The organism is Microbacterium sp. NPDC076911 (genome assembly GCF_040687125.1).
Lineage (GTDB): Bacteria > Actinomycetota > Actinomycetes > Actinomycetales > Microbacteriaceae > Microbacterium.
In genome coordinates this window covers 143448-159247 of the sequence record NZ_JBFBMP010000003.1, presented here as the reverse complement: position 1 = coordinate 159247, position 15800 = coordinate 143448, and the positions used below count along the sequence as shown (strand labels likewise).

13 protein-coding genes and 1 tRNA gene are annotated in these 15800 nt (G+C 61.3%); 9 read left to right on the top strand and 5 right to left on the bottom strand.

The window, feature by feature from the left end; genetic code table 11:
- The first annotated feature begins 176 nt into the window (after positions 1-176).
- The 7 genes from AB0O81_RS05535 (at position 177) to AB0O81_RS05505 (ending at position 8001) form a co-directional block, all read left to right on the top strand.
- The gene (locus AB0O81_RS05535) at positions 177-1463 is read left to right on the top strand and encodes an aspartate kinase (protein WP_363582080.1); all 1287 of its coding nucleotides are present in this window, start codon (positions 177-179) and stop codon (positions 1461-1463) included.
- Between the two features lie 39 nt (positions 1464-1502).
- Complete coding sequence (locus tag AB0O81_RS05530; RefSeq protein WP_363582078.1) at positions 1503-2579, top strand: aspartate-semialdehyde dehydrogenase; 1077 nt, start codon at positions 1503-1505, stop codon at positions 2577-2579.
- A 91-nt stretch (positions 2580-2670) separates the two neighbouring features.
- Positions 2671-4179, top strand: a complete 1509-nt coding sequence (locus tag AB0O81_RS05525; RefSeq protein ID WP_363582076.1) for a malate:quinone oxidoreductase — start codon at positions 2671-2673, stop codon at positions 4177-4179.
- Positions 4180-4238: 59 nt separating this feature from the next.
- Positions 4239-4892 carry a thymidine kinase gene (locus AB0O81_RS05520; RefSeq protein ID WP_363582074.1) on the top strand — a complete coding sequence of 218 codons (654 nt, stop codon included), beginning with the start codon at positions 4239-4241 and terminating at the stop codon, positions 4890-4892.
- Between the two features lie 13 nt (positions 4893-4905).
- Entirely contained in the window at positions 4906-5925 is a 1020-nt protein-coding gene (gene galE, locus AB0O81_RS05515) for a UDP-glucose 4-epimerase GalE (RefSeq protein WP_363582072.1), read from the top strand.
- Between the two features lie 58 nt (positions 5926-5983).
- The gene (locus tag AB0O81_RS05510) at positions 5984-6694 is read left to right on the top strand and encodes an FCD domain-containing protein (protein ID WP_363582070.1); all 711 of its coding nucleotides are present in this window, start codon (positions 5984-5986) and stop codon (positions 6692-6694) included.
- Positions 6695-6717: 23 nt separating this feature from the next.
- Positions 6718-8001, top strand: coding sequence for an alpha-hydroxy acid oxidase (locus tag AB0O81_RS05505; protein ID WP_363582068.1), 1284 nt, complete (start codon positions 6718-6720; stop codon positions 7999-8001).
- 64 nt (positions 8002-8065) lie between these two features.
- Here AB0O81_RS05505 and AB0O81_RS05500 read toward each other — a convergent pair whose 3' ends face one another.
- From AB0O81_RS05500 to AB0O81_RS05485, 4 genes are all read right to left on the bottom strand, one after another.
- Positions 8066-8839 carry an HAD-IIB family hydrolase gene (locus AB0O81_RS05500; RefSeq protein WP_363582066.1) on the bottom strand — a complete coding sequence of 258 codons (774 nt, stop codon included), beginning with the start codon at positions 8837-8839 and terminating at the stop codon, positions 8066-8068.
- 63 nt (positions 8840-8902) lie between these two features.
- Positions 8903-8976: transfer RNA gene (locus AB0O81_RS05495), tRNA-Pro, on the bottom strand.
- 24 nt (positions 8977-9000) lie between these two features.
- Positions 9001-9966, bottom strand: coding sequence for a metallophosphoesterase (locus AB0O81_RS05490; protein WP_363582064.1), 966 nt, complete (start codon positions 9964-9966; stop codon positions 9001-9003).
- Between the two features lie 3 nt (positions 9967-9969).
- On the bottom strand, positions 9970-12591 hold the full coding sequence (locus tag AB0O81_RS05485) for a transglycosylase domain-containing protein (protein WP_363582062.1): 2622 nt from the start codon (positions 12589-12591) through the stop codon (positions 9970-9972).
- Between the two features lie 110 nt (positions 12592-12701).
- On the opposite strand from AB0O81_RS05485, the gene AB0O81_RS05480 reads away from it, so the two are divergent.
- Together AB0O81_RS05480 and AB0O81_RS05475 are read left to right on the top strand one after the other, a co-directional pair.
- Positions 12702-12917 (top strand): hypothetical protein, encoded by a 216-nt coding sequence (locus AB0O81_RS05480; RefSeq protein ID WP_363582061.1) that lies wholly within the window; start codon positions 12702-12704, stop codon positions 12915-12917.
- Positions 12917-13390: a RidA family protein gene (locus AB0O81_RS05475; protein ID WP_363582059.1), complete on the top strand. Its 474-nt coding sequence runs from the start codon at positions 12917-12919 to the stop codon at positions 13388-13390. Before AB0O81_RS05480 ends, AB0O81_RS05475 begins: the two co-directional genes overlap by 1 nt.
- A 67-nt stretch (positions 13391-13457) precedes the next feature.
- Here the strand turns inward: AB0O81_RS05475 and acs are convergent, their stop codons facing one another.
- Positions 13458-15425, bottom strand: a complete 1968-nt coding sequence (acs, locus tag AB0O81_RS05470) for an acetate--CoA ligase (RefSeq protein ID WP_363582057.1) — start codon at positions 15423-15425, stop codon at positions 13458-13460.
- Positions 15426-15800 lie beyond the last annotated feature (375 nt).

The window sequence follows — 15800 nt, the reverse complement described above, 5'->3', positions numbered from 1 at the left end:
CGTTGACTTGGAACTCGCCCCTGATCGTAACGGAGCGTCCTGCTCACACGCACACAAAATGTCACATGAACGAGTGTGCATGAGGGCCTGAATAGGATGGATGCTGAGACGCGGCATCCGATCGCTCTCCTCAACCCCCACCACGCGTGCCGTTCGGCACCCCCAGGAGTTTCAACGTGGCCCTGATCGTCCAGAAGTATGGCGGTTCCTCTGTCGCCGATGCCATGAGCATCAAACGTGTTGCCAAACGCATTGTCGATGCGCGCAGGGCCGGACACGATGTGGTCGTCGCCGTCAGCGCGATGGGTGACACCACCGACGAGCTGCTTGATCTCGCTTCGCAGGTTGCGCCCATGCCGGCGCCGCGCGAACTAGACATGCTGCTGTCGAGTGGCGAGCGCATCTCGATGGCGTTGTTGGCGATGGCTATTCACTCGATGGGGTTCGAGGCGCGCTCGTTCACCGGCAGTCAAGCTGGAATGATCACGGATGCTACGCACGGCGCTGCGCGCATTGTGGATGTCACACCGGTTCGACTGCGTGAAGCCCTCGATGAAGGCGCGATCGTCATTGTCGCCGGGTTTCAGGGATTCAACCGCGATACTCGCGACATCACGACGCTTGGACGCGGTGGGTCCGACACCACCGCCGTGGCCCTTGCTGCGGCGCTCAACGCAGACGTCTGCGAGATCTACAGCGACGTCGACGGCATCTTCACTGCCGACCCGCGAGTCGTCGCGAAGGCGCGAAAGCTCGGTGTCGTTTCGGCAGAGGAAATGCTCGAACTCGCGGCAAACGGCGCGAAAGTGCTGTACATCAGGGCCGTTGAATACGCCCGTCGTCACGGCGTGCTGATTCACGCGCGTTCTACATTCAGTTCAAGCACCGGCACGTACGTGCTCGGCGAGGGAATGTCGCTTCCCGATGGCGTAGAGGGAGAAAAGATGGAAGAGCCAGTTGTCGCGGGAGTTGCGACCGATATGAGTCAGGCCAAGATCACGGTTATCGGAGTTCCCGATGTGCCGGGCAAGGCCGCTGAGATCTTCAAGATCGTCGCCAAGTCGGGCGCGAACGTCGACATGATCGTGCAGAACGTCTCGGTGTCCACCAGCGGGCGGACCGACATTTCGTTCACCCTGCCGAAGACCGACTCAGCAACAGCCATGAAGGCCCTCGCCGCAGAGCAAGATGAGGTCGGCTTCGCGAGTTTGGTGCACGACGACCAGATCGGAAAGCTGTCTGTTGTCGGCGCTGGAATGCGCACCCACTCCGGTGTTTCCGCAACGCTGTTCGAAGCGCTGAGCGTCTCGGGGATCAACATCGAGATGATCTCGACCTCAGAAATCCGCATTTCGGTGGTGCTGCGCGGTGACGACCTCGCCGAAGCAGCGCGGCTCGTGCACACGGCGTACGGGCTCGACGGTGACGTCGACGTCGTCGTCCACGCCGGTACCGGCCGGTAGAATCAGCATTTCGCACATCCATATTCGCAAGGAACCATCATGACCCGCATCTCTGAATCAGGAATCTCGGTCGCCATCGTCGGCGCCACCGGCCAGGTCGGGACAGTCATGCTCGAGATTCTGGCTGAGCGTAGCTTTCCCATTCGCGAGCTTCGGTTGTTCGCTACCTCCCGCTCCGCGGGCACAGCGGTCAACTTTGCCGGGGAAACGATCATCATCGAAGACGTTGCGACTGCAGACCCGGCAGGTATTGACGTTGCGCTGTTCAGCGCTGGCGCGACAGGCAGCCGCGCCCACGCTCCTCGTTTTGCCGCGGCGGGCGCGACAGTCATCGACAACTCCAGCGCGTGGCGCATGGATCCCGAGGTGCCGCTCGTGGTCAGCGAGGTCAACCCACACGCAATCGTGAACCCGCCCAAGGGAATCATCGCGAATCCCAACTGCACCACGATGGCCGCGATGCCGGTGCTCAAGCCGTTGCATGTTGAAGCAGGCCTGTCTCGTCTCATCGTCTCGACGTACCAGGCGGTGTCGGGCTCGGGTCTTGCCGGTGCCCAGGAACTGCTCGGGCAGGTAGAAGGCGTGCTCGCTCAGGGACACACGCTTGACCTCGTGCACAACGGGTCAGCGGTCGACTTTCCTGAACCAGAGAAATACGTTGCGCCCATTGCGTTCGACGTGATTCCGCTCGCCGGGAACCTCGTCGACGATGGGCTCAACGAGACCGACGAAGAGAAGAAACTGCGGAACGAAAGCCGCAAGATTCTCGAGCTGCCCGATCTGCTCGTTGCCGGAACCTGCGTGCGCGTGCCTGTATTCACCGGCCATTCGCTCTCGATTCACGCTGAGTTCGATCGAGACATCACGCCCGATCGTGCGCGCGAGGTGCTCGCAAAAGCCCCGGGTGTTGTCCTTGACGAGGTGCCAACCCCACTGCAGGCAGCGGGCAAAGACCCGAGCTTCGTGGGTCGCATTCGCGCAGACCAGTCCGCGCCCGAAGGTAAAGGCCTCGTAGTCTTCATCTCCAACGACAACCTGCGCAAGGGTGCCGCCCTGAACGCCGTGCAGATCGCCGAGCTAGTCGCGGCGAATTTGTCGGCTCCCGCTACAGTCTGAAGTTCGGTTGTCGAATAAGAATCGACAACCTTTCCTCGTCTGAGTGCGTATTGCGGTCAGTGAGTGTTGTGAGCGCGCCTAGAATTGTTCGGTGACCGATACTCCTGTGAACAGCACCCACGGGCGTGACGAGACGGTGGACGTCGTTCTCATTGGTGGCGGCATCATGAGCGCCACGCTGGGAACACTCCTCGCGGAACTTCAGCCAGACTGGAAGATCGCCGTCTACGAACGTCTGCACGACGTCGCGCTCGAAAGTTCGAACGCCTGGAATAACGCGGGCACCGGTCACGCTGCCCTGTGCGAGCTCAACTACATGCCGGCCGGCAAAGACGGTTCAGTCGATGCTGCGAAGGCAATCTCGATCAATGAGCAATTCCAGCTGAGTCGTCAGCTGTGGTCGACGCTCGTTGACGAAGGTGTGCTCGATGCGCCGACGACGTTCATCAACTCGACTCCCCACATGACGTTCGTCCGTGGCGAGAAAGATGTGGCATACCTCAAGAAGCGTTACGAAGCGCTCAAAAAGGAGCCGTTGTTCGCCGGAATCGAATACTCCGAAGATTCGCGGGTCATCAACCAATGGGCGCCATTGCTGATGCAGAAGCGTCGCAAGGCTGATGAGCCCTTCGCAGCCACACGCGTGCCGGCAGGAACCGACGTTGACTTCGGGGCGCTCACCCGCCAACTCTTCACGAACCTTCAGGCGAAGGGCGCCGACGTTGTCACCAACCGCGAGGTGCGAAAGCTCAAGCGGCTGAAGGACGGCACGTGGGACATTCACTGGCGCAATTCGCTGGGCCGCACTCCCGGCAAGACGAATGCGCGTTTCGTGTTCGTGGGAGCCGGCGGCTGGGCGATCAAACTGCTGCAGAGCTCGGGAATTCCTGAGATCTCGGGCTATGGCGTATTCCCCATCGGCGGGCAGTGGCTCAAGACGTCGAATCCCGAGCTTGTCGCTCAACACCAAGCCAAGGTCTATTCGCAGGCCTCAGTCGGTGCTCCGCCTATGTCAGTTCCTCATCTCGACACCCGCGTGGTGGATGGCGAAACTTCGCTGCTGTTCGGACCTTTTGCGACGTTCAGCCCGAAGTTCTTGAAGAATGGCTCGATACTCGACATAGTCACGCAGGTGCGCCCAGGCAACCTGTGGCCCATGCTGAAGGTCGCCATCGATAACCCGAGCCTCATCACCTATCTCGTGAGCGAGCTCGCCAAGAACCACAAAGCCAAAGTCGACAGCCTCCGCACTTTTGTGCCCACGGCAAAGGACGAGGACTGGGAGCTTCTTCAGGCGGGCCAGCGCGCGCAGGTGATGAAGAAGGACAAAGCCAAGGGCGGTGTGCTGCAGTTCGGTACCGAGGTCATCACCGGAGCCGATGGCTCGATCGCGGGTCTGCTCGGTGCTTCACCGGGCGCGTCGACGGCGGTGTCGATCATGCTGAACCTGCTGAGCACGTGCTTCCCTGATCGGATCGAGGAGTGGAAGCCTCGGCTGCGAGAGCTCATTCCCCACTTCGGCGAGTCGCTCAATCCGCAACCCGCCGTAGCGAAGAAGGTGCTTGGCGCGACCGCGGAGACGCTTTCGCTCACCGCCTAGGTTCGCCAGATTCGGCGGAGGCTGACACAAGTGCTCCGACGGTTCCGTAGACTCTGCGAGTGGCCAAACTGTACTTTCGCTACGGAGCGATGAACTCCGGCAAGTCGACATCACTTCTTCAGGCCGCGTACAACTACGAAGAGCGCGGACAGCACGTGTTGCTGGCGAAGCCCGAGATTGATACCAAAGGCGCCGATCAGATCGACAGTCGCCTGGGCGTGAAGCGCACGGTGGACTTTCTGATTCGTCCTGGCGACGATCTGCGAGCATTGTTCAACGAGCACCGAGCGCGGGCGCGGCAAGCAGCGTCAGAAACATTGATACCGGAAGAAGGGGAGCAAGCCTTGCAGGCAGATATCGCCTGCTTTCTCGTCGATGAAGCGCAGTTCTTGACGCGCGCGCAGGTGGATGACCTGCTGCGGATCGTGGTCTTAGACGGCGTCCCTGCCTTGGCTTACGGTATTCGCACCGACTTTCAAACTCAGGCATTCCCTGGGTCACGTCGTTTGCTCGAGCTGGCGCACAGTCTCGAAGAACTGAAGACCATCTGTCGTTGCGGAAGTAAGGCGCTGTTCAATGCTCGGCTTGTCGGTGGACGGTTTGTCTTCGATGGGGATCAGGTGGCCATTGACGAGTTGACGGCCGACCGAGTGACATACGAGTCGATGTGCGCGGACTGCTATTTGCGGGAGTCTGGCGGCCTCCTCGGCTGACTAGGCTGGGACCATGCGCGTTCTTCTTGCCGGCGGTGCCGGTTATATCGGTACCCACACCGCGATCTCCCTTCTCAGCAACGGGCATGAAGCAGTGCTTCTCGACGACCTCTCGGGCACTCACGCGGTCGCGGCCGAGCGCGTCGAGCAGATTAGCGGCAAGAAAGTTCCGCTGGTCATCGGAGACGCAGCTGACGACGAGGTCGTGTCGACAACATTTGATGAGCACGGACCCTTTGACGCGATCATTCACCTTGCGGCCTTCAAAGCGGTGGGGGAGTCAACGCAGAAGCCGCTGGAGTACTACTCGAACAATCTGGACACGACCTACGCTCTATTGCGCGTAGGGCTTAGTCGAGGCATCCGGTCATTTGTGTTCTCGAGCACGGGAACCGTGTATTCCGACCCGGAAGACCTCCCTTTCACCGAGGATTCGACGACAAGCGTTGATCTGTCCAACCCCTACAGCAAGTCCAAGCGCATGAACGAGGTGGTCATCGAAGACGTCGCGAGAGTCAATCCTGACGTGAACTTCACGGTGCTGCGATACTTCAACCCGGTCGGCGCTCACTCCAGTGGCCTAATCGGCGAAGACCCCGCAGGCATCCCGAACAACCTCATGCCCTTCGTGTCACGAGTGGCTGTGGGTTCGCTCGAGCGCGTGGGAATCTTCGGCGATGACTATGACACTCCAGACGGCACCGGACTTCGCGACTACATCCATGTCGTTGATCTGGCCGAAGGTCACGTCGTCGCGCTAGAGCAAGCAGCTCCCGGGTATTGCGTGTACAACCTCGGTACGGGCACCCCGGTGAGCGTAAGAGAACTTGTCGCGTCGTTTGAGAAGGCTGCCGGGCGGGAACTGCCCCAGGTCATTCTCGATCGGCGCCCGGGCGATGTGGCGGCCACGTATTGCGACCCTGCGAAGGCAAAGAGTGATTTCGGTTGGGTGGCCAAGCTCGGCATTGACGACGCCTGCCGCGACTACTGGAACTGGCAGACGCGAAACCCGAGCGGCTACGCGGGCTCATAGGATTTGAGTGTGGTCTGACCACCCGCTAGTGTGGTCATACCATTACGAAGGAGTCTGTGTGCCCACCACTGTGCGCGCGTGGCAGGTTGTTCTCGAGAAAATCGAGTCGGACCTGCTCGAAGGTCGACTTTCGCCGGGTGATCGCCTACCCCCCGAGCGAGAACTGTCGACCTCCCTTGGCGTCGGTCGCTCAAGTGTGCGTGAGGCTTTGCGCGTGCTCGAAGTCATGGGGCTCATCCGTACCGGAACAGGCTCAGGCCCCTCCTCCGGCGCCATCATTATCGCGACCCCGCAGGGCGGCATGGCTGCGCTACTCAGACTGCAAGTAGCGGCACAGGGCTTTCCCCTCGATGACGTTGTGCAGACACGACTTGTGCTCGAATCTGCGGTTGCGCGCGCACTGGCCACGAGCAAGGACGCTGACATTGGGGCAGTGCATGCTGTCGTTGCGGCGATGGACAGCGAGACACTCACCACTGCCGAATTTCTCGTGCTCGATGCTCAGCTGCACCTCGCGCTCGCCGAAGCATCCGGAAACGTTGTCATCGCCGCCATGATGGCCGGCTTGCGCGTAGCGATTGAGTCATACGTGCAGGCCGGGGCGGCCGCAATCTCAGACTGGGATGCGACCGCCAGCCGCCTGCGCGAAGAGCATCACGCCATTCTCAACGCCATCGACGCGCACGACTCTGATCGTGCTGTCACTCTCATCCACGATCACATCACCGGCTACTACGCGCACGCGGGCTTAGCGCGCGACGTGCAGTGAACCCTCGCATCGAAAGGCACCACATGGTCACCCGGCAAGTTCCCAACCCCAAAGAGCTTCTTGAACTGATGCAGTTCAAAAAGCCCGAACTCGATGGCCGCAAGCGCCGGCTCGATTCCGCGCTGACGATCGCCGACCTGCGCAGCATCGCAAAGCGTCGCACGCCCAAGGCTGCGTTTGACTACACCGATGGCGCCGCCGAAGGCGAGCTTTCACTTGCTCGTGCGCGCCAGGCATTTGAAGACATCGAGTTTCACCCTGGCATTCTTCGCCCCGCACCCGACGTTGACACCTCGGTAGAGATCCTGGGTGGCCGTAGCGCTCTTCCATTCGGAATCGCGCCCACGGGCTTCACACGGCTCATGCAGACCGAGGGCGAGATCGCCGGTGCTGGAGCTGCTGCCGCGGCAGGAATTCCGTTCACCCTCTCAACGCTCGGTACGACGTCGATCGAAGACGTGAAAGCGGCAAATCCGCACGGGCGCAACTGGTTCCAGCTCTACGTGATGCGCGACCGTGAGATCTCGTATGGCCTGGTGCGCCGCGCCGCTGAGGCTGGTTTCGATACCTTGCAGTTCACCGTCGACACTCCGGTCGCTGGAGCGCGACTTCGTGACAAGCGCAACGGATTCTCCATCCCGCCGCAGCTGACTTTGGGAACCATCGTCAATGCGATTCCGCGTCCGTGGTGGTGGATCGACTTCCTCACCACGCCATCACTCGAGTTCGCCTCGCTCAGCACCACCGGTGGCACCGTCGGCGAGCTGCTTGACTCTGCGATGGACCCGACCATCAGCTATGACGACCTCGCCGTTATTCGCGAGATGTGGCCGGGCAAGCTGGTCGTCAAGGGCGTGCAGAACGTCGAAGACTCCAAGCGACTCATCGACGCTGGCGTCGACGGCATCATTCTGTCGAACCACGGCGGTCGCCAACTCGATCGCGCACCGATCCCGTTCCACTTGCTACCCCAGGTCGTGCGCGAAGTCGGCAAGGACGCAACCGTCATGGTCGATACCGGCATCATGAACGGTGCCGATATCGTGGCATCCATTGCTCTGGGCGCCAAATTCACCCTGATTGGCCGCGCATACCTGTATGGCCTGATGGCTGGCGGTCGTCAGGGCGTTGACCGCACTATCGACATTCTGCGCAGCGAGATCGAGCGCACGATGCGCTTGCTTGGTGTGGCGTCACTCGATGAGCTTGAGCCCAAGCACGTGACGCAGCTACAGCGTCTCGCGCCCGTGAGCAAGCCCGCAGCGCGCCGCACGCCCCGCGCGACAGCCGCGGCGAAGAAGGCTTAACCACTGCTGAACGCCATCGCGCCCTGTGCCGTCTCACTTCGAGGCGGCACAGGGCGCGGTGGTCTCAGCGGGCGGGCAGCGTCGGAAGCAGCGCGTCGAGGTATGTGGCGGTGTCTTCCCAACCTTCGACTGCGTGACAGGGAACGCCCATCGCGAGCACGGGATAGTCGTTGCCGTCCGGATCGAGGCGGTCGCCGATGAACAGCATGTCGTCGAGCGGGATGCCTGTTGCTTCAGACAGCTGGTTCATCCCGTAGGCCTTGTCGATGCCCCGGTGCGTGATATCGACAGAGGTTGAGCCACCAGAGCGAACTTCGAGGTCAGGGATGGCGGCAGCGACGGCGGTGCGCAGAGTGTTCTTCTTCTCGCCGGTGGGATCCCACGCGGTCTTAGCTTCGAGCGGAGCTTTTTGGCCCAGCGCCGAGAAGGTGATCTGCGAGCCGCGGTCTTCAAGAATGGCGCCCCACGTCTCTTCTGCCCACAGTCCCAGTCGACGGGCTTCGCTTTCGACGGCGGCAAGTGCGCGCGACTTCTCATCGTCGGTCAGCGAGTGCGCGTAGACGGTGTGGATTCCGGCCTCGTTGAGCAAGTAGTACTGGGTGCCACATGTGGGAAGCAGGTGGATGTGTGCAAGAACATTTGGGGTGGTGTTCGGAAGCATGTCGACAACCTGGGCAGTGAACTGCGCGAGCTGCCCGCCCGAGATGATTGCTACTTCGACGCGTTCGGCGAGTGCGATCAGCTGAGCGCCGATGCGAGGGTCGATCGCGCTTTTGGATGGTGCAAGGGTGTCGTCCAGATCGAATGCGACGAGGCGAGGGATGGTGCCGGCGGTCATCAGAACTCCTGCGTGTCGGGGAGAATAAAGGGCCCCACCTTGCGGTAGGGCCCTGTTGTTGTGTCGGGGTGACAGGATTTGAACCTGCGGCCTCTTCGTCCCGAACGAAGCGCGCTACCAAGCTGCGCCACACCCCGTGGCAACCCTGCGAGTCTACCCGATCACGCGGGCTGCGCCGAACCGATGCCCCGACCCGAGACGCTCGTGCGCGGTAGCAGCGTGATAAGAGATGCCTCTGGCCGACACGCGAATCGGACCGGGGCAAAGATCGAGTGCCCTAGTCCCGCGCTGACGTTGAGGGGGACCGAACGGCCGCCGTGAGACCAAGTACTGAGACCGCGTGCCTGACCGAGCGGAATGTCACAGTTTGCGACGAGCGCGCCATAGCCCGGCAGGCGCACCTGTCCGCCGTGGGTATGGCCTGCGAACAGCGCGTCCGCGCCAAGATCGGTGAACTCGTCGAGTACAGCGCGGTAGGGCGCGTGAGTGACCCCGAGCGTCAGCTTCGCGTCAGAGGTGGCGCGCATCTTTTCGAGCGCGTCAGGGAGCAGATCGAGGCGGTCCCAACCGCGGTGCGCGTCGCTGATACCGAAGGTGTCGATGACCGTGTCATTGACAGTGATCGTGTGGGCCGCGTTGTTCAGCGGGAGCCAGCCGAGCTCATCGGTGAAATAGGCGTCGAGCGCACCGGTATCGAGAGGTTCTTCGGCGACGGTCACCTTTGAAGGCCCGGTGAAGTACTTGAACGGGTTGCGCGGTGACGGCGCGGCGTGGTCATTCGATCCGTGCACGTAGACACCGGGAATTCCCTGCAATGTCGCGAACGCAGTACGAATACCGTACAAGCCCTCGGAATGGCCCAGATTGTCGCCCGTGTTGACAATCAAGTCGGGCTTCAACGCGGCAAGCCGTGAGATCCACCGTTGCTTATGGTGCTGCCATGGTGCCATGTGCGCGTCCGAGAGATGCAGCACACGGATCGGCGAAGCGCCCACCGGGAGGATTCGTACATCGTGCTCGCGCACCGTGAACAGGTACCGTTCGATGCCGATGCCCCACACCGCAGCACCCGCGCCGACCGCCCCCACTGCGCCAAGCGCGGTGAGGGCGGTACGGGCGGGGCTCATCGCTTAGCCATTGTCTTCATCGTCTTCATCGTCTTCATCGTTTTGACCGCCGCCGTTGCCATCGCAATCAGGCGAAACGTAGTTGATGGTGATGCTCGTGTTCTGGGTCACAGCTTCGCCAGCGGCGGGCGACGTACCCGTGACCGACTCACCGTTCGCATTCGAATCTTCAGAACACGACGAGCTGATTCGACTGAAACCGGCCGCGCGCAGTGCGGACTCCGCGTTTGAGACTGTTCCGCTGACACTCGGCACGGTCGCGCCTTGCCCGTTGCTCGGATTGATGGTCACTACGGAACCACCAGCGACACGACCAGCGCCGGGGTTCTGCTCGGCGACAAGGCCCTCTGGCTCGGCCGAATCAACCTCGTCACCGACGCTTACCGAGAATCCCGCGGCCTCCAGCGTGCTTGTGGCATCTTCGATCGACATGCCGACCACACTGGGCAGGGTCGTGTAGACGGTGCGCGTCAGGTTGCTGTCTGGTGACGGGAACGCAGTTCCCGGGTAGAGACGGTTCGCAACGCTGGCGACGTCCTTGGTGATCAAGTAGCGAGCTTGCGACAGCTGGAATCCGTCGTACCAGGCGTTGAAAACATCCGCCTTTCCGTCGGCGTTACCCACCCAGACCGCCGTGGCGACCGCCGTCGATGACGACACCAACCAGGTCTGCAGGTTCTCGTGGGTACCTGTCTTTCCGAGCATTGCCGTGCCATCGAACGGGTTTCCCTGCGCGCCGGTGCCGCCGTAGGCCATAACACCTTCAAGTGCATACGCTGCGGTTGCCGCGACGGCGGGATCAAGCACCTGCTCACAGGTGCGCTCTGGCAACGCGATATCGTTGCCGTTGGAATCGGTCACCTTGTCAATTGCGCGAGGCTCGCAGTAGATACCGTTGTTCGCGACGGTGCCGTACGCGCTCGCCATAGCCAACGGCGACACGGCGTTCGAGCCGATGATCGAGAACTGAGTATCGACCTTGACCTCTTCACCGTTGCCCAGCGTCACGCCCATCTTCGTGGCATCGTTCTTGATATCGCAGAGGTCAAGCTGCTCTGCCATGGCGAAGAATCCAGAGTTCAGCGAATCTTTCGTGAAGCTCATCGGGGTGCCCACATAGCCGGATTGCTTGTTGAAGTTCAAGATGGTGTCGCCGCTGTAGTTGACCCAGTCGCCGCCGCACGAGTTGGTCAAGCTGTCGATCTCTCGCACCTGTCCGTTGAGCACTTCGTTGACGGAACGGCCCTGCTCAAGCCAGTCGATCAGCGTGAAGATTTTAAAGGTTGAACCGACGCTGAACCCGGCCGATCCACCAAACTCCGTGTCGCCGGCATACACGATCGACGTGTACTCAGGATCGTCGGTGATCGACTCGCTGAACTTCGTGTTCTGAGCGATGCTCAGAATGCGTCCGGTACTGGGCTCGACGTTGGTAGCCACCGCGCCGAACTTCGTGTCGCTGAGCGATGTGGGGGTCCACGTCGACACGCTGGTCTGGGCAGCGTTCTGAAGCTCCCAGTCAAGCGTCGTGTAAACGTTGAGACCGCCACGACGCAGCAACTCGGTGCGCTCTTCGTCCGTCTCGCCGAACGCAGGATCGGCTTCGATCACATACCGCACGTACTGGCAGAAGTATTCCGCGCCTGTTGCAGCGGTGCAGCCGGTTTTCGGGGTCGTGATGTTGGGCACGATCGCCGCGTCGTAGGCCTCGTCATGTTGCTCCTGCGTGATCTTCCCATCCTCGAGCATGCGGTCAAGCACGTACTGCTGACGCTGCTTGGTCAGCGCGTAGCCGTCTTCTTCAGAGTTGAGTGCAACGCCTTCAGAGTTGGTGATGGTTCCACCGGCCATGTCGATGCGGTACGTGTTCGGGTTCTGCACCATGCCGGCGAGAGTGGCTGCCTGCGCGTAGTCGAGGTCGGCTGCTGAGACCCCGAAGTAATACTGGGCGGCGGCATCGATGCCGTAGGTGGTGCCACCGAAGTTTGCAATGTTCAGATACCCGAGAAGAATCTCGTTCTTCGAATACTTCTGCTCGAGGGCGATGGCATAGCGCATCTCCTGGAGTTTGCGCTCGATGCCATCACTGCCGGCGGCGGTTGTCGCTTCACTCCAGCAGTTGTATTTCTCTTCTTCCGTGCTCGCTTCGGCCTCACAGCGCTGCACGAGAATGTTCTTCACGTACTGCTGGCTGATCGTCGATCCGCCCTGGGTCTCGCCGCCGCCCTGGATGTTGCTCAGCAACGCGCGGCTGGTGCCGATGAGGTCAACGCCACCGTGCTGGTAGTAGCGAGGGTCTTCGCTCGAGAGCACGGCGTCGTACATCGCGGGCGCTACCTCGTCGTACTCGACGGGGGAGCGGTTCTGGTCGTAGAACTGCGTGAGCACCTTGTCGTTGCCCTCGGAGTCCTTCGCGTAGATGGTTGTCGGCAGCATCAGCTCGTCGATCTCCAGCACGCTGGGGAGATTGTCGAAGAGCGTGATAGCGCTTGATGCTGCGTTGCCAGAGAGCGCGATGGCAGGGGTCACTGTCGCGCTAATAAGAATTCCGGCTACGGCGCTGAGGCCGATGATTCCGGCAAGGCCTCCGAGCACACCACTAGCTGTTCGTTTGGTTCCAGGCATAGGCTTGATCGTAGGGGAGAACCCTGGGCGATCCCTTTACAGGAAAGCGCTCACGGGCTGATTCCCAGCGTTTACCGGCCTGATATTCAAAGTCTTCGACAGGAGTCGCAATGACGACGTGGGAATACCTCACAACACCTCTACTCATTCACAACACCGCTGCCATTCTCAACAACTGGGGAAAGCAAGGGTGGGAGCTCGTGCAGGTGGTGCCCGGTCCCGAAGGTGGGTTGGTGGCGTACTTCAAACGTCCGACCGGTGGCGGGGAGGCCAACGCTGGACTCGGTGCCGCGGCAGAGGCTGCAAAGCAGTTCGGTGAGAGCTGATGTCGGTGAGCGTTTCTGAACGACTGGCTGAGCTCGGTATCGAGATCCCGAATGTGGTGCCACCTGTGGCCGCATACATCCCCGCTAGGGTCCACGGCGATCTGGTGTTCACCTCTGGTCAGCTTCCTATGATTGCAGGCGCGCTTCCCGCGACCGGGAAGGTTGGCGAGAGCGATGCGCTTGTGTCGCCGGCAGACGCCAAGAGCTACGCCCGCCAGTGTGCGCTGAACGCCATCGCGGCCGCCGCCGCTGTCGCCGACGGTGTTGACGAGCTCACGGGTGTGCTCAAGGTGGTGGGTTTTGTCTCGTCGGTTCCGGAGTTCACCGGTCAGCCAGGCGTCATAAACGGTGCGAGCGAGATCCTCGCCGAGATCTTTGGTGACGCCGGTGTTCACGCTCGTTCGGCTGTCGGTGTGCCGGTATTGCCGCTTGATTCACCGGTCGAGGTTGAGGTCATCTTCACTCGCGCTTGATCGACAAGAAGAGGGATGCTGCAACGCGTATTGCGCCGCAGCATCCCTCTTTCGTCTTTGTGAGTGACTACTTCACCTGAGCCGAGATGACGCTCATGACAGCGGTGTCGGCGAGCGTCGTCGTGTCTCCGACCTCGCGCCCCTCGGCGACATCGCGCAGCAGGCGCCGCATGATCTTTCCCGAACGCGTCTTCGGCAGCTCGTTGACGATGTACACATCGCGAGGTCGTGCGATCGGACCGATCTGCTCTCCCACCCAGCTACGAATCGAGTGGCCGAGTCCCTCGGGGGTATGAGCGTCTAGGTACGACTGCTTGATGATGACAAACGCCACAACAGCCTGGCCGGTGGTCTCGTCGGCGGCGCCCACGACTGCGGCTTCTGCGGTCGCCTCGTGCCCCACGATCGCCGACTCGATCTCGGTGGTCGACAGCCGGTGTCCCGACACGTTCATGACATCGTCAACGCGGCCGAGGAACCACACGTCTCCGTCTTCGTCGAGGCGCGCACCGTCGCCTGCGAAATAGAAACCCTGCTTTTGGAATTTCTCCCAGTATGTTTCAACGAAGCGATCGGGGTCGCCCCAGATTCCGCGCAACATCGCCGGCCACGGCTCGGTGACGACGAGCAAACCGCCGTTTCCGTTGCCGACGTGGGTGCCGTCTTCGTTGACCACGTCGATGCTGATTCCGGGCACCGGCACCTGAGCGCTGCCTGGTTTCGTCTCTGTGACACCCGGCAGCGCCGAGATCATCATCGCGCCGGTTTCGGTTTGCCACCAGGTGTCGATGATGGGTGTCAGGTTGTTGCCGATGATCTCTCGGTACCACATCCATGCTTCAGGGTTGATCGGTTCACCGACCGAACCGAGCAGACGCAATGACGAAAGATCGAACTTGTTCGGAATGGCGCGGCCGAGCTTCATGAACGAACGAATCGCCGTCGGCGCGGTGTACAAGATCGTCACGCCATACTTTTCGACGAGCTCCCACCAGCGGCCCGGGTGTGGCGAGTCGGGGGTGCCTTCGAACAACACCTGTGTGGCGCCGTTCGAGAGGGGGCCGTAGGTCACATAGCTGTGGCCAGTCACCCACCCGATATCGGCTGTGCACCAGAACACGTCGGTCTCTGGGTGCAGATCGTGAACGACCTTGTTGGTGAACGTCGCCTGGGTAAGGTAGCCGCCTGAGGTATGCAGAATTCCCTTGGGCTTGCCCGTGGTTCCCGACGTATAGAGGATGAACAGCGGGTTTTCTGCCGGGAACGGCTGCGCTGCGTGATCTTTGGATGCTGCAGGCACGACGTCGTGCCACCACAGATCGCGACCCTCAACCCAATCGACGTCGTTTCCGCCACGTTTCACGACCAGCACGTTCTCGACGCTCTCTTGGGCCCCTGAACCGTTTCGATCGGCGAGTGCCATGTCGACAGCCGGCTTCAGCGCCGAGACTTTGCCCTTGCGGTAGCCGCCATCGGCGGTGATGACCAGTTTCGCTCCGGCATCATCGATCCGCGAGCGCAGGCTGTCGGCAGAGAAACCGCCGAAGACGACCGAATGGATCGCCCCGATGCGAGCAACCGCGAGCATCGAGGCAACTGCCTCGGGGATCATCGGGAGGTAGATCGCCACACGGTCGCCCTGGCCGATGCCGAGGCCGGTGAGTACATTCGCAAGGCGCCTCACCTCGTCGGTGAGTTCTGCGTAGGTGATGCGACGCTCATCGCCGGGCTCGCCCTCCCACAACAGCGCGACACGGTCGCCGTTTCCGGCGTCGACGTGCCGGTCGAGGCAGTTGTAAGCGACGTTCAGTTCTCCGTCGTTGAACCACTTTGCGAAAGGAGGGTTGGACCAGTCCAATACCTCGGTGAACGGCTTGTGCCAGTGCAGGTCTCGGGCTTGTTCTGCCCAGAAGGCTTCTCGGTCAGCGCTGGCGCGCTCGTAGAGCTCGGTAGTGCCGATGGCATTGGCAACGAAAGATTCCGAGGGCGCGAACTTGCGGTTTTCGTTCAGGAGGTGGTCAATCTGGCTACTCATGTGAGCGCGCTCCTTTGCGGGCTGTAAGTGAAGCACCGGGGTGCCGGTGAGCTTGTGTGAAATCTACATTCGAGCGGAGCTTGTGACTACCTCCGTTAGTAGGGAGCGTGGAAATCTCGGTCTGAAGCCGACTTAGGAACGCGCAACGCGAGCGATTTATTGGTTACCGACCCTGTTGTCGCCTAGGCTCATGATCGTCCGAACTTTGATTCGTGCAATCGCAGCGTCCACCTCACCCCCGATTAGCGACGCTGCGCGTGGCGGCATCCCAATCCCCCCTTGGGATGCCGCCCCCGTTTCTTGGTAGCGCTCTCAGCCCGAGCGCTGCGCCTCCTCCCCAACAGCTACGCAGACGGTGCTGTCTGCTTGTCAGAT